Below are 19,647 nucleotides of genomic sequence, written 5' to 3' on the forward strand. Positions count from 1 at the left end.
TGGGGCTGTAGTAGGTCCCAAGGGTTTGGCTGTTCGCCAATTAAAGCGGTACGCGAGCTGGGTTCAAAACGTCGTGAGACAGTTTGGTCCCTATCTGCCGTGGGCGCAGGAATCTTGAAGTGGAGCTGTCCCTAGTACGAGAGGACCGGGATGGACAGACCCCTGGTGTTCCGGTTGTTTTGCCAAGAGCATCGCCGGGTAGCCATGTCTGGAACGGATAACCGCTGAAAGCATCTAAGCGGGAAGCCAACCACAAGATGAGGATTCCCTGAAGGTCCGTCGTAGACGACGACGTTAATAGGCCGGGTGTGGAAGCGCGGTGACGCGCGGAGCTAACCGGTACTAATCGACCGTTCGGCTTGACCTTGGGCGCCGCTCCCGTGTGGCGCGTTTGAGGTCCGAGGTTCCGAGCGATACACGCACGAGGGTCAGAAGGACCCGCTCCGAAATGGAGCCCCGTGCACAGCGCACAATCTCTTTGCGAGTCCGAACCGCCTCGCGCGGTCAGTCTCGCAGCTCGTCGACAAGTTTTGCTGGTGGCTATTGCGGAAGGGCCACACCCGATCCCATCCCGAACTCGGTCGTTAAGACTTCCAGCGCCGATGGTACTGCAGGGGAGACCCTGTGGGAGAGTAGGACGCCGCCAGCGCTATGCCCCCTTCGAAAGAAGGGGGCTTTTTTATTTGGGTCCTATCAGGGCATGGGCGGAAATCTTCCCCTCGTGCCCGGCGTAGGCTATGCACTCCGCATGCCCGGATCGCCCAGGAACTGGCTCTTGGCACTCGGTCTCGCTGCCTGCGATTCGGCTCCGCAGACCGAATCGCAGGCCGAGCTGCCGACTCCCGTAGTGGCCGAGCGGCGTCCGGAGACCCGGCTCCCGGAGCCCGAGCCGGAGGACTCGGCCGAGGCCCCTGGCGACGCCGGCGGGGACGACGGCTCTCTGCCCGATACGGCAGGGACGACCGTGGCAGAGGTCGCAGCCCCGCCCGAGCCTGCAGCCGAGGACGAGATCCGTACGCCCGAGGGCTACGGGCTGATCCGTCCGCCGCTCGGGGTGCCGGTGCCCGAGTTGTTGAAGCTGCACGCCCTGGCTGGCTACGAGGTGGTCACGGTCTACTCGCGGCCCGACATGACCTCGGAGAAGCTCGGTTATCTGCGGATCGGCACCCGCATGATGGCGACCGAAAAGGTCGAGCACGAGAGCTGCAAGTCCGGTTTCTACGGTTTGCCGGCCGGCGGCTACGCGTGTGCCAGCAAGGGCCTGCTCGTCGAGACCGACAAGCCGCCGCCCATGAAGTACCCGCCGCCGGTGCCGAAGTTCGATCAGGGGCATCCCTACGAGTACGGCTTCGTTCGTCGCTGGAACAGCCCGATGTGGTGGCGGATCCCCAGCGATCAGGAGATCTCCGCGATGGAGGTCCAGCGGGTCGCGCGCGAGACGGAGCGGCTCGCCGCCAAGGAGCCGCCGACCGATGCGCCGATTCCCGCGGAACCGACCGAGGGCTCGGCCCCGCCAGCCGAGGTGCCTAAGCCCGATCCGGTGCTGGTCGACATCAAATTGCCCCTGAGCCCGAACACGCCGTGGCTCGAGCGCGGGTTCTTCCTGTCGCTGGGCGAGAAGGTGGTGGAGCGCGGGCTGACGTTCTACCGCACGGCCCGCGGGGCGTACGTCTCGGCCGCCGACATCTCGCGCTACGACGCGAAAGACTACGTCGGCGTGGCGCTCGACGAGCAGGGGATCACCTATCCCTTCGGCTATGTCAAAAAGGACACGAAGCTCCTCCAGCTGACGGCGGACGACAAGCTCAGGGCGACGAAGTCGGTGGAGCGGCGGACGTTCCTCGACCTGACCGAAGAGACAGAGATCGCCGGGCGGGCCTACATGATCACGGCCGATGGCCTGCTGGTGCGCAAGGATCATCTGCTCATCCCGGAGCTGCAGGCGTTGCCGAAGGGGCTCGACCCGTGGGAGCGGTGGATCGACGTCAGCATCTCGCAGCAGATGCTCGTGGCGTACGAGGGCACGCGGCCGGTGTACGTGACGCTCGTGTCGAGCGGGCGCAAGGGACCAAGGAAGATCCGTACGAGACCCCGCGCGGTCGCTGGCGGATCTACAGCAAGCATGTGTCGACCACGATGGACGGCAGCTCGGCCACCGACGGCAACTACTCGATCCAGGATGTCCCCTGGACCATGTTCTTCTCCGGCAGCTACGCGCTCCACGGCGCGTTCTGGCATCGCAGCTTCGGTGCGGTGCGTAGCCACGGCTGCGTGAACCTCGGCCCGAGCGACGCGCGGTGGTTGTTCCACTGGACCACGCCGCTGCTGCCGGAAGGTTGGCACGGAGTGAACGCGACCGACGAGAGTCCGGGTAGCACCGTGGTCGTGCGCGATTGAAGCCGGCGCTCGCTGAGGCGATGCTCGAGTTCGACTCGTCCGTCTGGCAGCGGCCTCGTTCTTCTCGGCAGCTACGCGCTCTTCGGCGCGTTCTGGTGTCGCAGCTTCGTCGTTGTGCGTGATTGAGGTGGTACTCGCCGAGCTGGTCCTGCTAGCAGCGGCCTCGTGCGGGCGAGGTGACGGCGAGCACCGAGAGCTGCGGCGTGTCGCTCACGAGCTGCAAGCGTCGAAGGTGAAGTTGCCCTGGTCGGCGCAGTAGAGGGGGCGGCGTTCTCGTGACCCCGGGGCCGCGGTGAGTGACGAACACCGGAGGACCGCGGCCACGGGTCATGCCAGCATCGACGTCGGCCCCGGTCGATGGGCAATGCTCGAGTTCGGCGTCGACGGCTGGCGGTGTTCTTGCGATGTCGAGGTCGAGCGCCCGGGGCTGCGGCGCGTTCGGTCACGAGCCGCAGGTGTCGATGGCGATCTTGCCCTGATCCGTGCAGTAGTAGTTGCTGCCGTCGGGGAGGCAGCAGCCGACGCCGGTGATCGGGGAGTTACCGTCGCAGGCGTCGCCTTCGGCCGGGAGTGTGTCGGGGCACTCGATCGGGTTCGTGCCGCTGGGATCCTCGCCGACCAGGTCGCACGCGTAATACTTGTTGTTGGGGTCCCAGCCGCATTTTCCGAAGCCGCTGCCGGTGGTGCCCGCGGTGGTGCCGGCGGTCGTGTCGTCGGTGCTCGAGGTGTCGGTCGTGCTCGAGGTCGACGTCTCGGTGGTGGTGGGCGCTGTCGTGGTCGGACTGGTCGTTTCGGTGGTCGAGGTGCCGCTCGTCGTGGTGCCGTCGGTCGTGGTGGTGTCGGTCGTGGTGGCTTCGGTGGCCGAGCTACTGGCCTCCGAATCGGTGTCGGTCGTGTTCGTGTCGAGCACGCAGCCGGTGTTGACGGCGAGGGCGGTGACGACGAGGAGCGCAAGATGCTTGAGCATGGTTCTCTCCGGTGTGTATGAGGTTATGCGCCATGAGACCTGCGCCGTCGCGGATTCCTCGACGTAGGCGAGCGCAGTGGCGGTGGTTACACTCCGTCGAGCCTGCTGTGTGAAGGCTGGAGGACCGGGCGCTCTGTCGGCGCGGTTCAGCGGGCTTCGAGCCGGTGACCGATGAAGGCGGCGTGGAGCGCTCGCACGGCCTGGGCTCGTTGCTCGCACGCGACGAGGAAGGCGAGGCTGTGCGTGTCGGTGTGGACCTCGCGGACGCGGATCTCGAGCGAGCGCAGGCTCTCGTACGCGCGGGCCATCACCTCCGGGTTCTCCTCGAGGCCGGAGCCGACGCAGCTCACCAGCGCGAACCCCTCGACGCACTCGAGGCCGCCGAGAGCGCGGCCGAGAGATCGCGCGATCGCGCCGAGTCGCGTGAGCGCCTCGCTGCTGTCGGTGCGTTGGGCTTGCGACAGGAAGCCGGTTGCGCCCTGCTCGCCGATCCGCAGGTACCGCAGACCGAGCGGCGCGAGCTGGCGAATGACCTCCTGGACATGTCTCGAAGATCCTGTGCGGAGAGACATGTTGATCGCCACGATGGAGGCGTCGGAGGCGACGGCGCGCACGCCGGGGCGTGTCGGGGGGTTCTTGCGGATGATGGTCTCGCCGGTGACGTCCGGACGACTGTGGCGCGCGTAGATGGCGATCCCGCGCTCCTCGGCGAGCTGGACGGCCTGGGAGTGGAGGACCTTGGCGCCGGCGCGGGCGAGGGCTTGCATCTCGCCGTACGAGAGGCTGTCGAGGCGCTCGGCGGCATCGACCTCGCGCGGGTCGGCGCTGTAGACGCCGTCGACGTCGCTGTAGATCTCGCAGTCGGCGTCGATCGCCGCGGCGAGCGCGACGGCGGTGGTGTCGGAGCCGCCGCGGCCGAGCGTGGTGACGTCGCGCTTGTAGCTGACGCCCTGGAAGCCGCCGATGATGACGATGTTGCCGGCGACGAGCTCGTCGAGGACGCGGAACGGGCGGACCTCGACGATGCGCGCGCGACCGTGCTGGTGGTCGGTGATGATGCCGCACTGGGAGCCGGTGAGGCTGATCGCTTGCCGGCCGAGCGCGGTGATGGCCAGCGCGAGCAGGGTCATCGAGCCGCGCTCGCCGGTGCTGAGCAACATGTCGAGCTCTCGCGCAGGCGGCGGGTCGACGAGCGCGCGCGCCATGGCCAGAAGTTGGTTGGTGGTCTGGCCCATGGCCGAGACGACGACGACCACGGGCTGCACGGCAGCACGATCGACGACCCGGCGAGCGCAATGACGGATCCGCTCGAGGTCCGCGACGCTGCTGCCGCCGAACTTCATGACGACCGGGGCGGGCGAGCTCACGGCTCGAGGTTTACACCCTCGGCGTCCCTCGCCCCAAGTTTCACGCGGGGCAGCGGAGATGGCGCCGCGAGAGGCTCGCGCCGACGGCTCGATGTGCGCGCGCCTGGTCGATGCGCGTGTCGTGCCGGGGCCCGACGCAGAGCGGCGAGGTTGCTCAAGGAACGGAGATCGCGAGCGCGGCAGGTCGAACGGAGGGAGCCGCCGGCGACGTCGAGCAAGCCCGGGCTCGAGGTCGAAGGGGACGGAGGCGTCCGCCTAGAGGGGCTGCCGAGTCGGGTTTCGGGTGAGCTGGTGCTTCCGCGGTGCGGGAGGGTGAAGCCGAGCGGGATAACGGCCGGTGGCACGAGCGTCTCGCAAGGCTTTGATGCGAGTCGGGTTTCGGTGGGAGGTTTAAGCCGGGGCGGGATAACGGCCGGTGACGCGAGGGTCTCGCAAGGCTTGATGAGTCATGTGTTTGTAAAGACATGTCCTTCGGCGCACGTACTTCGAGACATGTGACGGCCGAGAGTGGTGCGCGGCGAGCGCGAGGAGCCGGCGGGTGCTTGCCGAATGCGGCAAGTCGGTTACGCGGGGACTTCCGGGGTGTCGTGATCGCGCTGTGCGTCTCGTTTCGCACGGTCGGGTCGGCGCGCAAGATCACGGAGGTCGCGGCTCGCGGGGGGCCGGGACGGGCCTCCTGGGCGGCTGCTGGCCTTGACGTTGGGTTTGGCGCGCAGCTAAAACCCCCCGGCGCGCATGGAAGACTGTCCCTGGGATCCCGAAGGAGTGGAGGTCTGCCTCGATCCGGAGGGGCAACTCGTCGACAGGCGGGCGGCGCAAGGGGTCGATCTGCGGGCGCTGTACAAGCGCCTCGTGGCCGCGCGCTGCCTCGACCTGCGGGTGGAGCGGCTCGGCTTGCCGATGTGGGTCTCGTGCGCGGGCGAAGAGGCCGTCGCGGTGCTCACTGCGATGCTGGCCGGGCAAGAGGACTGGATTTATCCCGGCGTCCGCGACTTCGCGTTGGCGCCGATCCGCGGCCTCGACCTCGATGACTTCGCGCGCCAGATCCTCGGCGTCGCCGCCGATGGCGAGCGCCCCTACAACGGCCGGCCGGGCGCGGTCGCGGCGGCCGATCTCGGCATCGCCTACGCGCCGGAGCCGCTGGGGCTGCATCTGCCGCTCGCGGCCGGCCAGGCCCACGCGCAGAAGCTCGCCGGCAACGGCCGGGCGACGATTGCCATCTTCGGCGAGGGACTGACGACGACGGCGTTCTTCCACGAGACGGTGGCGCTGGCTTCGGCCTGCGACTTGCCGCTGGTGCTGGTGTGCAAGAGTCAGCTGTGGCCCGAGGGCGCGCCGGCCGAGGCCGGCCTGCTGGGTGACAGCGTGGCCGAGCGCGTGAAGGCGTGCGGGATGTGGTCGCGGCGGGTCGATGGCGCGGACGTGGTCGCGGTCCACGCTGCGCTCGACCAGGCGCTGCGGCGGGCCCGGGACGCTCGGGGGCCGGGGCTGGTCGAGGTGGTGGTGACGCAGCTGCACGCGGGGACGACGGATGCGGATATTCCGGCGCACCGCGACCCGATCGAGCGGTTGCGTCGGCACCTCGACCGCGAGGGTCAGTGGACGCCGACGTTTCAGGACGTGATCGAGGCGGAGGTGCGAGGGCAGCTGGAGCGGGCCTTCACCCACGCGCAAGCGAAGGAGATGGGGCGATGAGCACGCTCGAGCGCCTGTCCACGATCGTCGCCGAGCTGCTGCGCGACGATGCCCGCCGGGTGCTGCTCGGTGAGGATGTTCGCCAGGGCGGGATGCTCGGGCTGTCTCGAGTGGCCATGCGCGACTCGAGCCTCGGCCTGCGTGTGCTGTCGACGCCGCTGACGCCGGCCGCGAGCCTGGCCCATGCGACAGGTCTGGCGCTGGCCGGCAAGCGGCCGATCGTGGCGCTGGCTTCGGCCACCTCGCTGCTCGAGGGCTATGCGGCGCTGCGCGAGCTCGGACGGATCGCGTCGACCTCGGCCGGAGAGCGGAGCGCGCCGGTGCTGATCGTGGCACCGACCGGGCCGGGGTTCGGCCTCGGAGGCGACAGCGCCGCTTCACCCGACGCGGCGATCGCAGGCGTGCCGGGGCTGCGCGTGGCGATCCTCGGCGACGCCCGCGAGGCCGGCGCGATGCTGCGGGCCGCCGCCAACTTCGAGGCGGGCGAGGACCCGACGGTGCTGCTGCTGCCGCGCGCGCTGTTGCTGCGCGAGGTCGAGGACGGCGAGGTCGTCGAGACGCTCGGGCGGCCGCTGCACGCGGCCCGCTGCGTCCGCGATGGCGCGGCTGCGACCGTGTTCGCGTGGGGTGCGGCGGTGGACGTCGCGTGCGCGGCGGCCGAGCAGTCGGGCCACGACGCGGCGGTCTACGAGCTCGGCGGTCTGGCGCCGCTCGACGTCGAAGAGGTGGTCGCGGCGGCGGCGAAGACCGGGAAGCTGGTGATCGCGCACGCAGGCGGGCTGTCCTCCGGGCCAGGTGCCGAGCTGGCGGCGATCCTCGCCGACCGGGCGATCCTCCACCTCGACGCGCCGATCGTGCGCGTGGCCGGGCGCGAGGGCCCGCTCGCGCGCGCGGACGAGATGTCGGGCTTGCCGAGCGTCGCGGCGCTCGTCGACGCCATCCACCAGGTCGTGACCTACTGATCAGGAGCCGGATTCTTCATGCTCGAGTTCAAGCTGCCGGAGATCGGCGAAGGCGTGGTGGAGGGCGAGATCGTTCGCTGGCACAAGCAGCCCGGCGAGGCGGTGCAGGCCAACGAGGCGCTCGTCGAGGTGATGACCGACAAGGCGACCATCGAGGTGCCGTCGCCGGTCCCAGCGGTGGTCCGCGAGCTCAAGGCGCAGGTCGGTGACATCTGCGCGGTCGAGCAGGTGATCGCGATCCTCGATGTCGACGGCGCCCGGCCGGCGGCGAGTCCGGCCGCCGCGCCGACCGCCGCTGCGACGCCCGCGGCGGCTGCCCCTTCGGGCATGTCCTCGGGGACAGTCCTGGCGACGCCGGCGGCCCGCGCCCTGGCCCGCGAAGAAGGCATCGACCTGCGCGGCTTGCCGACCGACGACCGCGGCCGGATCACCAAGCAGGACGTGCTGAAGGCGGCCGAGGCGGCGAAGGCGCCCAGCGTGCCCGTACCGCCGCCGATCGTTGTTCCAGCGACCCTGCCGCCCGCGGCGGCCGCGGCCGGCAAACCTGTCGCCGCGCCGGCCGGGGCGCCTGCCGGGCCGAGCAAGGCGGCAATGCCGCCGGCTGCTGCTTCGCCGGCTCCACAGCCGGTGGCGGCGCCCGTGCGCCAGCCGCACGCGGCCGAGGCCGCGGCGGACGACGAGGTGGTGCCGTTCCGCGGCATGCGGCGGCGGATCGCCGAGGCCATGACGCGCTCGTACACGAGCGCGGTGCACTACACGTACGTCGAGCAGGTGAACGTCACCAAGCTGGTGCGGCTGCGCCAGGAGGCCAAGGCGGCGGCGGCGGAGCAGGGGGTGAGCCTCACGTTCTTGCCGTTCATCGTCAAGGCGGTGGTGCACGCGCTGAAGAAGTACCCGATCGTCAACGCGGAGCTCGACGAAGCCGGCGGTCGGATCTTGCTGAAGAAGCGCTACAACATCGGCGTGGCGGCGGCGACCGACCAGGGCCTGATGGTGCCGGTGGTGCACGGCGCCGACCGGCTCAGCATCCTCGAGATCGGGCGAGAGATCGCGCGCCTCGGCGAGGCGGCCAAGGCGGGCACGGCCAAGCGCGAGGACCTGACGGGCGGCACGTTCACCATCTCGAGCCTCGGCAACATCGGCGGGGTGCTGGCGACGCCGATCATCAACTTCCCCGAGGTTGGGATCCTCGGCGTGCACGCCATCCGCAAGGTGCCGATCGTCGACGACCACAACAACATCGTCGTCGGCCACCTGATGAACCTCTCGGTCTCGCTCGACCACCGCGTGGTCGACGGCTTCGAGGGCGCCAACTTCCTGCAGGAGGTGCGGCGCTTCCTCGAAGACCCCAACTTGTTGCTGCTCGCAGGGATCTGACCTCTCGCACAGGAGACAGTCGTGGCCACGATCAAGAAGAAGGCGCTCATCATCGGCGCGGGCACGGGCGGCTACCCGTGCGCGATCCGGCTCGGCCAGCTCGGCGTCGACGCGATGCTCGTCGAGAAGGACAAGCCGGGCGGCGTGTGCCTCAACGTCGGCTGCATCCCGTCGAAGGCGCTGATCTCGGCGACGAAGCTGTTCCACAAGGCGCAGCACGCGACCGAGATGGGGCTGTCGTTCTCGTCGCCGACGGTCGACATGGTCAAGATGCAGGCCTGGAAGGCCGGCATCGTCAAGAAGCTGACCGGCGGCGTCGCCACCCTGGTCAAGGGGGCAGGGACGCAGTTCGTCACGGCGACGGCGGAGTTCCTCGGGCCGAAGCAGGTCCGCCTGCGCTACGCCGACGGCAAGCCGGACGACATCGTCGAGGCCGAGCACGTGGTGATCGCGACCGGCTCGCTGCCGATCGAGATCCCCGGGTTCAAGGTCGACAACAAGCGGGTGCTCGACAGCACGTCGGCGCTCGACCTGGCGGCGGCGCCGAAGCGGATGGTGTGCATCGGTGGCGGGATCATCGGCCTCGAGCTGGGGCAGACGTTCCAGCGCGTGGGCACGCAGCTGGTGGTGCTCGAGGGCCTGTCGCGGATCTTGAACGGCGTCGACGGCGAGTGCGCCGACGTGGTGGCGCGGCAGATCAAGAAGGACGGCGGGCAGATCTTCACCAACGCGAAGGCCGTCGGCTGGGAAGAGCGCAACGGCGAGGCGGTGGTGAAGGCCGAGATCGACGGCAAGGTGCAAGAGTTCGTGACCGACGTGATCCTGGTGGCGGTGGGCCGCCGGCCGGTGACGAAGGGCTTCGGGCTCGAGAAGACCGGCGTGAAGGTCAGCGAGCGCGGGTTCATCCCGGTCGACCAGCGCCAGCAGACCAACGTGCCGGGCATCTACGCCGTGGGTGACGTGTGCGGGCAGCCGATGCTGGCGCACAAGGCGTCGCACGAGGGCGAGGTGCTGGCCGAGGTCATCGCCGGCAAGAAGACGATCAATGATGCGCGGCAGATCCCCAACGTCGTGTTCACCGAGCCGGAGATCGCCTCGTCCGGGCTGACGAAGGAAGAGGCCGAGGCCCAGGGACGCACCGTCAACGTCGGCAAGTTCCCGTTCTCGGTGCTCGGCCGGGCGATGGCGATCGGCGAGACCGCGGGCTTCGTGAAGGTGATCACCGACGCCGCCGACGACCGCATCCTCGGGGTCCACATCGTCGGTCCGGAGGCGAGCGACCTCATCAGCGAGGCGGGCCTGGCGATCGAGATGGGGGCGTTCGCGGAGGACGTCGCGCTGACGGTCCACCCGCACCCGACGCTGAGCGAGGCGCTGATGGAGGCGGCCAAGCACGCGCTCGGCGAGGCGATCCACATCGCCAACCCGCGCAAGAAGGCGCACTGAGCCGGCCGCCCGGAGGCTGTCCCGGGCGGCGGTGAGAGGGTGTTCGGCGTCGGTTCGAACACCCTCGGGCTTTCTCTGGGACCTGGCGCTCGAGACAGGTCGAGAGTGGAGCATCGCGGGCGATGCTTCGGCATGAAGGCCTCGTTCGGTGTGCGCTCCGCGGTCGGATCGCGAAGTAACCTGGCGTTTGAGACAGGGCGCGTTCCGGGTGCGGTTCAAGGGACTCGCACACGGTGCCTCGGCGAGAGGGCCGCGGCCCGTCTCGTGCGGTTTGAACCTGGCATTCGAGATGAGCCGCGAGGATCGCTCGGGCGAGGGCGGTCGGGGCGCGCGCTGCCTCGAGGCGCGAGGGAGCGGAGCTGAGCTGCGAATGAAGCTGGCTTTTGGGGCAGCTCGAAGAATCAGCGGTCGGGGCGCGATTCGGGGCCTGTGAGGGCGCGGAGTCGGGCCGCGGATGAAGCTGGCTTTTGGGCCAGATTCAGAATCAGCGCGGAGGGCGGGGTTCGAAGGCCGCGAGGGCGCGGAGCTGGGCCGGTTTGAGGCGGATGCCGGGGCGCACGCGTTGCAGCATGGCGAGGGCTTCGGCGGGGTCGGTGGCCAGGCCGCGGACGATGAGCACCGCGGCGGCGAAGGTGCCGGTGCGGCCGTGGCCCTGGGCGCAGTGGATGAAGACGGTCTGCGAGGAGGCGGCGACTTCTTCGACCAGGGCGCGGAACTCGGCGGGAGCGGCTCGGCCGGCGTCGAGGGTGGGCAGCGAGCGGTAGGCGGCGGCCGAGCGCACGCCCGGTGGTTCGGGGAACTCGGCGGTCAGGTCGATGATGAGCTCGACGTTCGCCGGAAGCTCGCGGGGGAGCAGGCGGCGGCCGATCAGCACGCCGGGGACCAGCTCGCACCACGCGGGCTCGCGCCTGGAGAGGCGCAGGCCGTGCCAGACGGCGGCGACGAGCCCATGGAACGGCAGCAGCGCGAGGCGATGGAGCGGGGCGATGGTGCCGTCGCTGCGCTTGCCGAACATGCGCGCGCCGAGGCCGGCGTAGGCTGCGGCGACGAGGGCGAACGAGAGGGCGGGCCAGGCGAGGAGCCAGGTCCAGCCGCCGAACCACACGGCCGGGGCCAGGAGCATGGCGGCGTAGGCGGCGAAGACGAAGACGTAGGCGGCGTACATCGGGACGGTTCAGCTGCCGAATCACAGGGCCGAGAGCATGGCGGCGAAGACGTGAGAGGCGTACATCCGGGAGGATGGTGGTGCAGGGGAACCACGCGCGTGCATCGGCCGGCGTACGCGGAGGCGACGAGCGCGAACGATCGGGGTATCAGTCGATCTCGACCGTCATACCGATCTCCTTCATCTCCGCGACAGCAGCCGCGAGCAGTCGCTTCTTGGTCGCGTCGTCGAGCGGTTCGCCTGTATTCGGAGGGCCCCATGTCTTCAGCATGGCCGAGAAGATCACGAAGTCCGGTGAGCCGTGGCCCGGCAGCAGGGCTTCGCCCGGGATCGTGACTGGTTTACCGTCGAACTCGAACTCGATGTGTCCGCGCGTCATGTGCTTGATCATGGAGCGCCTCTCTGGCCCGAGCTCATCGTTCTCGTCGACGCGGAGGGTGTAGGCGCTGATGAAGGCGAGCTCCGCGAGGGTCAGTGGGCGCGGCGGTCGACGGGTTCGCCGGCGCGGAAGCGCTGCATCTGCATGCGGCCGTCGGCGCCGACCATGTCGCCGGGGCAGAGCGGGATCCACACGTTGTCGCCGTGGAGCGGCTCGCTCGAGAAGATCAAGTGACTGACGAAGCCGCGTTCGGGCGGCGGGGGGCGCTCGCACTCGCCGCTGTAGAAGGCGCAGGTCTCGCGCTCGGGGCAGCGCTGCTTGTGGGCGCTGAAGAACAGCTGCTTGCCGCCCTGGTGGCCGAGCATGACGTGACCGTTGGTGAGGACGAAGGTCAGGTAGGTCTCGTGCGGCGGGCCGTCGTTGTCGGTGTGGCAGGGGCCGGCCAGGGACTCGATCTCGACGAGGGCCTCGCGCACGGCGCTGGCGACCTCGGCGAGCGGGAAGCCCGGCCGGTGCAGTTCGTGGCGCTGCTGCATCTTGCCGAGGATCGAATAGAACAGGACTTCGCTGTCGGTCTTGCCGAGGATGAAGCGGCGCAAGATCGGCGGGACGCGAGCGACGAGCTGGTCGCGGATGCCGTCGAAGCCGGCGATGTTGCCGTTGTGGGCGAACACCCAGGCGCCGAACTGAAACGGGTGGGTGTTGATGGTCGACAGCTCGCCCTGGGTGGCCTTGCGAATGTGGGCGAGCACCGTCTCCGAGGTGACGATGCCGGAGACGTGGCGGAACAGGTGGTCGCTGACGGCCGCGGAGGCGCTCTTGATGACGTGCGGGGCGTTGGCGACGTAATACGCGACGCCCCAACCGTCAGGGTGTCGGCAGCTCTGCTGCATCAAGGCGTTGTCGGCACTGACGAGGCTCCGGTGGACACCACTCTGCATGACGGAGCGAAAGCCGAAGATTCGACACATGGAAGACGGCCTCAGAATACCACGCCGGAACGCTCAGGGAGCGCCGCAGCCGCCGCCGGCCCGCAGGACTGCCGCATTCGGCAATGTTGCCGTGCGCGCACGAGCGCGAGTCGGCGACGCGCGGCCGACGAGGTCCGCTCCAGCGGCCAGCGGAAGCGGCGGGGAACGGCGTTGACAAGCTGATCGGGATCGGACTACGACGGGCTTCATGCCGGCACGTGTCCGGCGATCGAGGCCGACGTGATCACTGCCCAGAATCACTACAAGAGCAACCTGCGCGACATCTTCTTCAATCTGTTCGAGGTCCTGAAGATCCAGGACGGCACGCTCGGCAAGGGCGTCTATTCGCACATGGACGAAGAGACAGTCCGCTCGACGCTCGAGGGCTACGAGGAATTCTGCCAGAAGGAGCTGGCGCCGTCGTGGGCGCTGTCGGATCGCGTCCCGCTCGAGCTCGACAAGGAGAGCGGCACAGTCAAGCTGCCGCCCGCGGTGGCGCGATCGATCCGCGCGAGCCTCGAGCAAGGCTGGCCGCTGCTCAACCTGCCCGAGCACCTCGGCGGCAGCGGCGCGCCGCCGTCGGTGGCGTGGAGCGCGTTCGAGCTGACCGCGGGCGCCAACGCGGCGGTGGCGTTCTACCTGTTCGGGCCGCTCATCGCCCACATCATCGACCGCCTCGGCACCGAGGAGCAGCGCAAGCGCTTCGCCAAGCCGATGATCGAGCACCACTGGGGCGGCTCGATGGTGTTGACGGAGCCGGACGCGGGCTCGGACGTCGGCGCGGGCCGCACGAAGGCGCGGCCGGTCGAGGGCGGGGTGTGGGAGATCGAAGGCGTCAAGCGCTTCATCACCAACGGCGACTTCGACGCGGTCGACAACATCGTGCACCTGGTGCTGGCGCGACCCGAGGGGGCCGGGCCGGGGACGAAGGGGCTGTCGATGTTCATCGTGCCCAAGTTCTGGGTGAACGAGGACGGCAGCCTCGGCGAGCGCAACGGGGTCTACTGCACCAACATCGAGCACAAGATGGGGATCAAGGCCTCGGCGACCTGCGAGCTGACGTTCGGCGAGCGTCACCCGGCCCGCGGCTTCCTGGTCGGCGAGGTGCACGACGGCATCCGCCAGATGTTCCACGTCATCGAGCACGCGCGCATGGCCGTCGGCGCGAAGTCGATGGCGACGCTGTCGACGGCGTACCTCAATGCGCTCGAGTTCGCGAAGATCCGCGTGCAGGGCCCGGACCTGCTGCGCGCGACCGACAAGACGGCGCCGCGCGTCCGCATCATCGAGCACCCCGACGTGCGCCGGATGCTGATGCTGCAGAAGTCCTTCGCCGAGGGCATGCGCGCGCTGACGCTGTTCACGGCGTCGGTGCAGGACGCGGTCGAGCTCAAGGGCGGCCACGGCAGCGCCGACAGCGACGACGTCGACAAGCTGAACGACCTGCTGCTGCCGCTGGTGAAGGGCTACTGCTCGGAGAAGGTGTACGAGCTGCTGGCGGTGTCGCTGCAGACGTACGGCGGCTCGGGCTACTGCCAGGACTACCCGATCGAGCAGTACATCCGCGATCAGAAGATCGACTCGCTGTACGAGGGGACGACGCACATCCAGGCGCTCGACCTGTTCTTCCGCAAGATCGTGCGCGACGGGGGGTCGACGGTGCGCAGCCTGCTCGGCCGCGTCGAGGCGACGCTCGGCGAGGTCGACGCGAAGGGGCCGCTGGCGGTCGAGCACGCGGCGCTGTCGCGGGCGCTCGCCGACCTGCAGGGCATCTACATGACGATGCCGCAGAAGCTGCAAGAGTCGCTCTACCACGTCGGCTTCCAGGGTAACCGGATCCTGTTCGCGACCGCGGAGGTGGTGATCGGCTGGCTGCTGCTGCGCCAGGGGATCGCTGCGGCGGCGGCCCGCGAGACGGCGACCGACAAGGACCGCGATTTCTATCAGGGCAAGCTGGCGGCGATCCGCTTCTACGCCCGCAACGTGCTGCCGGGCGTGACGCTGACGCGCAAGCTGATCGAGCAGGGGACGCTCGAGCTGCTCGAGGTGCCCGAAGGGGCGTTCTGAGCGTGTAGCGAAGGCGCGGCCGCGAGCGTGCGGCCGCGCGTTCAGTTCGTTTCGGCGGAGAGCTCGGCGAACGAGTCGGCGCTGGCGATCGGGCGGTCGAGGCGCTGCTCGTGCTCGGCGACCGACCGTCGAGTAGCGAGGCGTTCCGAGCGTGCAGCGGCGCGTTCAGCCCGTTTCGTCGGGGCACTCGGGGAACGAGTCGGCGAGGTGCAAGCCGGCGAGGAGGCAATCGAGGCGCTGCTTGTGCTCGGCGAGGGTCAGGCAGGTCGCGAAGTAGTCCGCAGGCTCGAGGGTGTGGCGGTTGGCGGCGAAGTCGAAGGTCAGGCCGAAGGTGTGGCATTCGAGGTCGATGCCGCCGCCTCCGGCGAGCACGTGGAACTCGCCGAAGTAGCCGCCGTCGCCGCCCTTCCAGTCGTAGTGGAAGCGGCTCGGCTCGCGGTCACGGAGTAGCCCGAGGATGCAGATGGTGGCCTCTTCGGCGTCCTCGCTCAGCTCGCCGCAAGGTTCGGGGGCATCGCACACGCGCAGCGGAGGATCGCTGCAGGTCAGGTAGGCCGGGTAGCACGAGCAGGGGTCGCTCGCGGCTGCGGTGGTCGTGCTGCCCGTGCTGGTCGCGCCGGTGGTGGTCTCGGCGGTGGTGGTGGTCGTCGTGCCGGTGCCGGCGGTCGCGCTGTCGCTGCGGGATGGCGAACAGCCGGCGCTGCCGGCGAGCAACAGCGCGAGGCCGAGGTCGCGAGACATTCGGCCATGCTATCACGCGCCCTCCGCCGCGAGCGTCGGTGGCGAGCAGCAGTGCAACAGAGGCTCGAGGGCGTCAGGCACCGCGACGCAGGGTCGCAGCGCGGGCGCTCACGAGTGAGGCTCGCTCGCCCGCTCGCGGAGGGGCGCGCGCGTGGGCGGGACTTGCTACTCTTCGCGCGACCATGACTCACCGCGCTCCGCTCTTCCTCTCGCTCCTCGTGTTCGCCTGTCAGAATCCCGCAGGGCCACCGGCGGCCAAGTCGGGGCCGGAGGTCAAGGCGACCGAGCCGCCGGCGAAGAGCGACCCGCACGCGGCGAATCCCCACGCGGCGAATCCCCACGGGGCCGGGCCTCACGGCGCGGCGGAGCCGGCAGCGGAGACGTCGCGGCCGGCGCGAGAGGCCGTCAATCCGCATCCCGTGACGCCCAGCGGGAAGACGCGCGAGGAGGTGGTGCCAGGCCTCAACTACAACGTGCCGGAGGAGTGGACGCGCAAGCCGGGCTCTTCGGCGATGCGGCTGGCCGAGTTCACGCTGCCCGGGCCGGGCGGCGACGCGGAGCTGGCGGTGTACCGCTTCGCGGGCGGGGGTGGCGACGCGAACTCGAACGTGCACCGCTGGCGCACTCAATTCGCGAAGGCCGACGGGACGCCGCTCGGCGACAGCGACGGCGAGGTGCAGGAGGTGTCCAAGCCGCCGCTGAAGGTGACGCTGGTCGACCTGACGGGCACGTACGTGGCCCAGGTGACGCCCGGGGCGTCGGAGCGCTACAACGACCCGAACTACCGCATGCTGGCGGCGATCGTCGAGGGCGCAGGCGACCCGTACTTCTTCAAGGCGGTCGGGCCGGAGACGACGCTGGCGGTGTGGAAGCCGACGTTCACGACCTTCGCCGACGCGATCACGGCCACGCCCGCGAAGTAGGAGCCTGCCCTTTCGGGCAGATACGTACGAAGACCGTCGACGCGGCGCGGCGATGGTCTGTCTTTTCGGGCATGTTCTCGCGAGGGCCCGCGAAGGCGCCGGCGCGGCGGTGAAGACGGTCCGTCTCCTCGGCCATGCGCGTACGGGCCCAAAGGTGCCGGCGCGGTGACGATGAGGCGAACTGTCTTTTCGGACATGTTTTAACGGAAGACCGAGGGGCGCCTGTGGGGGCCTCGCTACGAGCTGCCCGTCAGGATGTGCGTACGGACCGAAGGCGCCGGCGCGGCGACGATGAAGACAGAGTGTCTTTTCGAACAGATTTCAGGACGCGTTCGAGGGTCCGAGGCGCCGGCGCGGCGACGATATTGCGGTCTGTCTTTTTGGACATGTTTAACGGGCGGCCGAGAGGCGCCGGTGCGGCGTGTGGGGCGGTCATGTCCCTGTGGACATGTGATTTCGGCTTCAGGCCTGGGCCCACAGAGCGGTGAAGGCGGCCACTTCGGCGTCGAGGAGGATGTCGAGGTCGGGGCGGTCGTTCATGCACAGGAGGCGCTTGCGGCGGACGTCGAGGACGGCGATCGCAGCTTCGCGCGGGGTCTGCTCGCGGAGGACGCGGGCCATGAGGCGCGCGGCGATGTCCGAGAGCGTGTGCGGCAGCGGGTCCTCTTTAAAGTAGAGCTTGATGACGTGCGGGCGCCCGTCGATCTCGAGGCCGAGCTCGGGGTTCACGCTGATCGGGAGGCCCTGCAGGTAGCCGATCTGCCAGCCGGGCTCGAACCACTCGATCCGCCGCTGACCCCACCAGCCGAGGTACGCGTCGGCGATGTTGTCGAAGCGGCCGCCAGCGTTGGCCCGCGCGAGGTGGACGCGGATCTCCCACTTGTCCCCGGCGGCCGCGTGGGTGCGGATGATGGCCTCGCGCACGGGCCGGTAGAGGTCGGAAGTGGCGGTATACGGGCCGCGGTGCTTGATCTCGCGCACCTTGGCCAGCTTGCCGGTCATGCTGGGCCGGCCGACGAAGTCGACGAAGTCGGTCAACGAGATGCGAGTCGAATCCATGCGCTCCTCGAGTCGAGGAGGACCGTAGGCGATGATTTTGATCCGCTGCGGATCAAGCCTCCGAGGCCCTAAAGCGGTGAATTCGGGCGATCTACGCGAAGGGGCGGGTGCTGATCCGAATCAGATAAGGTCGCCGTGAATAGCGCGGCGAAAAAATGCGCGGACACGGCGAGGCCATGGGCGCGGAGAACGATGTGGCGAAGAGGTTGCGCGCGGGCGAAGCGTGCAAGCCGCGACGCAGGGCCGCGAGACGTCGAGCGGCCCGTCGGTACAGCGGGCAGGTGGTGCTGAGGACGGACGCTCGTGCTGGTGGTTGATGCCGCGGGCAGTGGGGTCGCGCAGAAGAAGATGGCGCGGCCGGCCAGCGCAACGGGCAGGTGGTGAGGGCGCGGCGCTCGTGGAAGCAGGCGAGCGGGGATGAGTTCAGCGGACGATTGCCGGGCCGGGGCGACGGGAGCTTGAAGAGGGAAAGCGTGCGAGCTGGCGCGGCGCGTGGAAGCGGCGGGCTCAGGCGCAGCGGGCACACTGGCCCTTGATGAGGATCTCGGAGATGTTGCCGACGACGGACTTGTTCGAGCCGGGGGCCGGGGTGAGCTTGACGCGGACGGTCGAGAGGCAGGTGACCTCGCCGCACTGGGTGCAGACGAAGTGCGGGTGCTCGGGGTGATGGGCCTCGCGGGCGCGCAGCTCGAAGCGCCAGACGTTGTCGCCGAGGTTGATGCGGTTCAGCAGGCCGGCGCGCGTGAGGTCGATGAGGTTGCGGTAGAGGGTGGCGGCGTCGAAGCCGTGGTGGGCGAGGGCCTCGACGAGCTCGCCGTGGCTGGAGGGGGTGCCGGTGCCGTGGAGGTGCTCGAGGACGGCGATCCGGGGGCCGGTGACGCGGAGGCCGGCCTCGCGGATGGCGTCGCGCAGGAGATCGAGCGAGGCGCGGGCTTTGGGGCGCGGCATGCTGCAAGAGAATAGCACCGGCGGCCCAGCCGCAGCAGCAGGCCAGGGGCGGGCTCACGCGGGCGGGGCGCAGCAGCGGCCGCAGCTGTGGTATGCGGGGCCCGCCATGACGATCAAGTCTGACCGCTGGATCCGCCAGATGTCGCAAGAGCACCGGATGATCGAGCCGTTCGAGCCGTACCAGGTGCGCGAGACCGACGGCCAGCGCGTGGTGTCGTTCGGGACGTCGAGCTACGGCTACGATGTCCGCTGCGCGCCCGAGTTCAAGATCTTCACAAACATCAACTCGGCGGTGGTCGACCCGAAAGACTTCCAGCGCACTAGCTTCGTCGACTTCACCGGTGCGACGTGCATCATCCCGCCCAACTCGTTCGCCCTCGCCCGCACGGTCGAGTACTTCCGGATCCCCCGTGACGTGCTCGTGATCTGCCTCGGCAAGTCGACCTACGCGCGCTGCGGGATCATCGTCAACGTGACGCCGCTCGAGCCCGAGTGGGAGGGCCACGTGACGCTCGAGTTCTCCAACACGACGCCGCTCCCGGCCAAGATCTACGCGAACGAAGGCGTGGCGCAGATGCTGTTCTTCCAGTCCGACGAGGCGTGCCAGACGTCCTACGCGGACCGCGGCGGGAAGTACCAGGGCCAGCGCGGCGTGACGCTGCCGCAGGCTTGAGCATCACTCGGCGACCGAGGATGGGACGCTCGCTCGCCGCGAGCCCCAGCGAAGTCGCGGGGGATGAAGAGCGTGACGCTGCGTCGCCGAGCCATGAGCTTCGGCGGTTCTCTCTCTGCATGTACTCGGCGTTTTCGTGGCGATGACGAGCGTCGCCGAGCCATGAACTTCCTTCGCGCGCAGGACTGTGCGCCCGCGAAGATCGAGCGCGGCGAAGGTTCGAGCTCAGACGTGGGCTTTCGGGCCCGCGGGCGGGGCCAGGTTCTGCGGGGCCGGGGCCTGACTCGCGGGAGCGGACGTGCTCCGCGGCGGCGGTGCGGGTTTGCCCATGAGGCAGCCGCCGCCGGCGAGGGCGCCGAACGCGAGCGAGGCGGCGGCGGCGAGGCGCGGCAGTCCCTGAAGACGAGGTCGCCGCGGGCATCGTGGACGTAGCGGATGCAGGGCTGGTCGCCGGCGGCGAGGAAGGCCTCCGCCTCTTCCTCGCTCATGCGCGAGAGGTCGGTGACGTTC

At 69.4% G+C, this 19,647-nt stretch carries 16 protein-coding genes and 2 rRNA genes (1 of these 18 only partly in view); 10 read left to right on the forward strand and 8 right to left on the reverse strand.

The genetic code is table 11. The annotated features are described in order from the left end of the window. The 3 genes from O0S08_RS48555 to O0S08_RS48565 all read left to right on the forward strand — a co-directional run. Nucleotides 1-367: ribosomal RNA gene (locus O0S08_RS48555) — 23S ribosomal RNA — on the forward strand (it extends 2,576 nt beyond the left edge of the window). Between the two features lie 165 nt (nucleotides 368-532). After that, nucleotides 533-649: ribosomal RNA gene (rrf, locus tag O0S08_RS48560) — 5S ribosomal RNA — on the forward strand. A gap of 1,475 nt (nucleotides 650-2,124) precedes the next feature. Next, entirely contained in the window at nucleotides 2,125-2,397 is a 273-nt protein-coding gene (locus tag O0S08_RS48565; protein ID WP_269036377.1) for a L,D-transpeptidase, read from the forward strand. A gap of 442 nt (nucleotides 2,398-2,839) precedes the next feature. On the opposite strand, the gene O0S08_RS48570 is transcribed toward O0S08_RS48565, so the two are convergent. Further along, nucleotides 2,840-3,364, reverse strand: coding sequence for a hypothetical protein (locus O0S08_RS48570; protein ID WP_269036378.1), 525 nt, complete (start codon nucleotides 3,362-3,364; stop codon nucleotides 2,840-2,842). Between the two features lie 146 nt (nucleotides 3,365-3,510). Beyond that, nucleotides 3,511-4,731, reverse strand: a complete 1,221-nt coding sequence (locus O0S08_RS48575; protein ID WP_269036379.1) for an aspartate kinase — start codon at nucleotides 4,729-4,731, stop codon at nucleotides 3,511-3,513. Between the two features lie 735 nt (nucleotides 4,732-5,466). On the opposite strand from O0S08_RS48575, the gene O0S08_RS48580 reads away from it, so the two are divergent. From O0S08_RS48580 to lpdA, 4 genes are read left to right on the forward strand one after another with little or no spacing between them, the layout of a single operon-like run. Next, nucleotides 5,467-6,426 (forward strand): thiamine pyrophosphate-dependent enzyme, encoded by a 960-nt coding sequence (locus O0S08_RS48580; protein WP_269036380.1) that lies wholly within the window; start codon nucleotides 5,467-5,469, stop codon nucleotides 6,424-6,426. Continuing rightward, on the forward strand, nucleotides 6,423-7,388 hold the full coding sequence (locus tag O0S08_RS48585; RefSeq protein WP_269036381.1) for a transketolase C-terminal domain-containing protein: 966 nt from the start codon (nucleotides 6,423-6,425) through the stop codon (nucleotides 7,386-7,388). The genes O0S08_RS48580 and O0S08_RS48585 overlap by 4 nt, the downstream gene beginning before the upstream one ends. A gap of 18 nt (nucleotides 7,389-7,406) precedes the next feature. Then, nucleotides 7,407-8,765 carry a dihydrolipoamide acetyltransferase family protein gene (locus O0S08_RS48590; protein ID WP_269036382.1) on the forward strand — a complete coding sequence of 453 codons (1,359 nt, stop codon included), beginning with the start codon at nucleotides 7,407-7,409 and terminating at the stop codon, nucleotides 8,763-8,765. Between the two features lie 21 nt (nucleotides 8,766-8,786). After that, a complete protein-coding gene (gene lpdA / locus O0S08_RS48595) occupies nucleotides 8,787-10,211 on the forward strand; it encodes a dihydrolipoyl dehydrogenase (RefSeq protein WP_269036383.1) in 1,425 nt (474 codons plus the stop codon). A 484-nt stretch (nucleotides 10,212-10,695) separates the two neighbouring features. Here lpdA and O0S08_RS48600 read toward each other — a convergent pair whose 3' ends face one another. The 3 genes from O0S08_RS48600 to O0S08_RS48610 form a co-directional block, all read right to left on the reverse strand. Next, nucleotides 10,696-11,376 carry a phosphatase domain-containing protein gene (locus tag O0S08_RS48600; protein ID WP_269036384.1) on the reverse strand — a complete coding sequence of 227 codons (681 nt, stop codon included), beginning with the start codon at nucleotides 11,374-11,376 and terminating at the stop codon, nucleotides 10,696-10,698. Nucleotides 11,377-11,524: 148 nt separating this feature from the next. After that, nucleotides 11,525-11,767 (reverse strand): Imm74 family immunity protein, encoded by a 243-nt coding sequence (locus O0S08_RS48605; protein ID WP_269036385.1) that lies wholly within the window; start codon nucleotides 11,765-11,767, stop codon nucleotides 11,525-11,527. Nucleotides 11,768-11,847: 80 nt separating this feature from the next. Continuing rightward, on the reverse strand, nucleotides 11,848-12,726 hold the full coding sequence (locus O0S08_RS48610; protein ID WP_269036386.1) for a class II glutamine amidotransferase: 879 nt from the start codon (nucleotides 12,724-12,726) through the stop codon (nucleotides 11,848-11,850). Between the two features lie 243 nt (nucleotides 12,727-12,969). Between O0S08_RS48610 and O0S08_RS48615 the strand changes: the two genes are divergently transcribed. After that, the gene (locus O0S08_RS48615; RefSeq protein WP_371879586.1) at nucleotides 12,970-14,793 is read left to right on the forward strand and encodes an acyl-CoA dehydrogenase; all 1,824 of its coding nucleotides are present in this window, start codon (nucleotides 12,970-12,972) and stop codon (nucleotides 14,791-14,793) included. Between the two features lie 165 nt (nucleotides 14,794-14,958). Here O0S08_RS48615 and O0S08_RS48620 read toward each other — a convergent pair whose 3' ends face one another. Next, nucleotides 14,959-15,534 (reverse strand): hypothetical protein, encoded by a 576-nt coding sequence (locus tag O0S08_RS48620; RefSeq protein ID WP_269036388.1) that lies wholly within the window; start codon nucleotides 15,532-15,534, stop codon nucleotides 14,959-14,961. A 182-nt stretch (nucleotides 15,535-15,716) separates the two neighbouring features. Here O0S08_RS48620 and O0S08_RS48625 point away from each other — a divergent pair, with 182 nt between their 5' ends. Further along, nucleotides 15,717-16,457, forward strand: coding sequence for a hypothetical protein (locus O0S08_RS48625; protein WP_269036389.1), 741 nt, complete (start codon nucleotides 15,717-15,719; stop codon nucleotides 16,455-16,457). Between the two features lie 462 nt (nucleotides 16,458-16,919). Here the strand turns inward: O0S08_RS48625 and O0S08_RS48630 are convergent, their stop codons facing one another. Together O0S08_RS48630 and O0S08_RS48635 are read right to left on the reverse strand one after the other, a co-directional pair. Then, nucleotides 16,920-17,516 (reverse strand): hypothetical protein, encoded by a 597-nt coding sequence (locus tag O0S08_RS48630; RefSeq protein ID WP_269036390.1) that lies wholly within the window; start codon nucleotides 17,514-17,516, stop codon nucleotides 16,920-16,922. A 507-nt stretch (nucleotides 17,517-18,023) separates the two neighbouring features. Next, nucleotides 18,024-18,464, reverse strand: coding sequence for a Fur family transcriptional regulator (locus O0S08_RS48635; RefSeq protein ID WP_267706594.1), 441 nt, complete (start codon nucleotides 18,462-18,464; stop codon nucleotides 18,024-18,026). 106 nt (nucleotides 18,465-18,570) lie between these two features. Here O0S08_RS48635 and dcd point away from each other — a divergent pair, with 106 nt between their 5' ends. Next, nucleotides 18,571-19,137, forward strand: coding sequence for a dCTP deaminase (gene dcd, locus O0S08_RS48640; RefSeq protein WP_269036391.1), 567 nt, complete (start codon nucleotides 18,571-18,573; stop codon nucleotides 19,135-19,137). Nucleotides 19,138-19,647: the final 510 nt, after the last annotated feature.

The sequence above is a fragment of the Nannocystis punicea genome (assembly GCF_026965555.1).
Classification (GTDB): domain Bacteria; phylum Myxococcota_A; class Polyangia; order Nannocystales; family Nannocystaceae; genus Nannocystis; species Nannocystis punicea.

What these genes read in the sequence shown, in the direction of transcription:
- dcd (WP_269036391.1), top strand. Translation starts at nt 18,571, where the DNA reads ATGACGATCAAGTCTGACCGCTGGATCCGCCAGATGTCGCAAGAGCAC.
- O0S08_RS48625 (WP_269036389.1), top strand. Translation starts at nt 15,717, where the DNA reads ATGACTCACCGCGCTCCGCTCTTCCTCTCGCTCCTCGTGTTCGCCTGT.
- O0S08_RS48590 (WP_269036382.1), top strand. Translation starts at nt 7,407, where the DNA reads ATGCTCGAGTTCAAGCTGCCGGAGATCGGCGAAGGCGTGGTGGAGGGC.
- O0S08_RS48600 (WP_269036384.1), bottom strand. Translation starts at nt 11,376, where the DNA reads ATGTACGCCGCCTACGTCTTCGTCTTCGCCGCCTACGCCGCCATGCTC.
- O0S08_RS48570 (WP_269036378.1), bottom strand. Translation starts at nt 3,364, where the DNA reads ATGCTCAAGCATCTTGCGCTCCTCGTCGTCACCGCCCTCGCCGTCAAC.
- O0S08_RS48610 (WP_269036386.1), bottom strand. Translation starts at nt 12,726, where the DNA reads ATGTGTCGAATCTTCGGCTTTCGCTCCGTCATGCAGAGTGGTGTCCAC.
- O0S08_RS48585 (WP_269036381.1), top strand. Translation starts at nt 6,423, where the DNA reads ATGAGCACGCTCGAGCGCCTGTCCACGATCGTCGCCGAGCTGCTGCGC.
- O0S08_RS48580 (WP_269036380.1), top strand. Translation starts at nt 5,467, where the DNA reads ATGGAAGACTGTCCCTGGGATCCCGAAGGAGTGGAGGTCTGCCTCGAT.
- O0S08_RS48635 (WP_267706594.1), bottom strand. Translation starts at nt 18,464, where the DNA reads ATGCCGCGCCCCAAAGCCCGCGCCTCGCTCGATCTCCTGCGCGACGCC.
- O0S08_RS48605 (WP_269036385.1), bottom strand. Translation starts at nt 11,767, where the DNA reads ATGATCAAGCACATGACGCGCGGACACATCGAGTTCGAGTTCGACGGT.
- O0S08_RS48620 (WP_269036388.1), bottom strand. Translation starts at nt 15,534, where the DNA reads ATGTCTCGCGACCTCGGCCTCGCGCTGTTGCTCGCCGGCAGCGCCGGC.
- O0S08_RS48630 (WP_269036390.1), bottom strand. Translation starts at nt 17,516, where the DNA reads ATGGATTCGACTCGCATCTCGTTGACCGACTTCGTCGACTTCGTCGGC.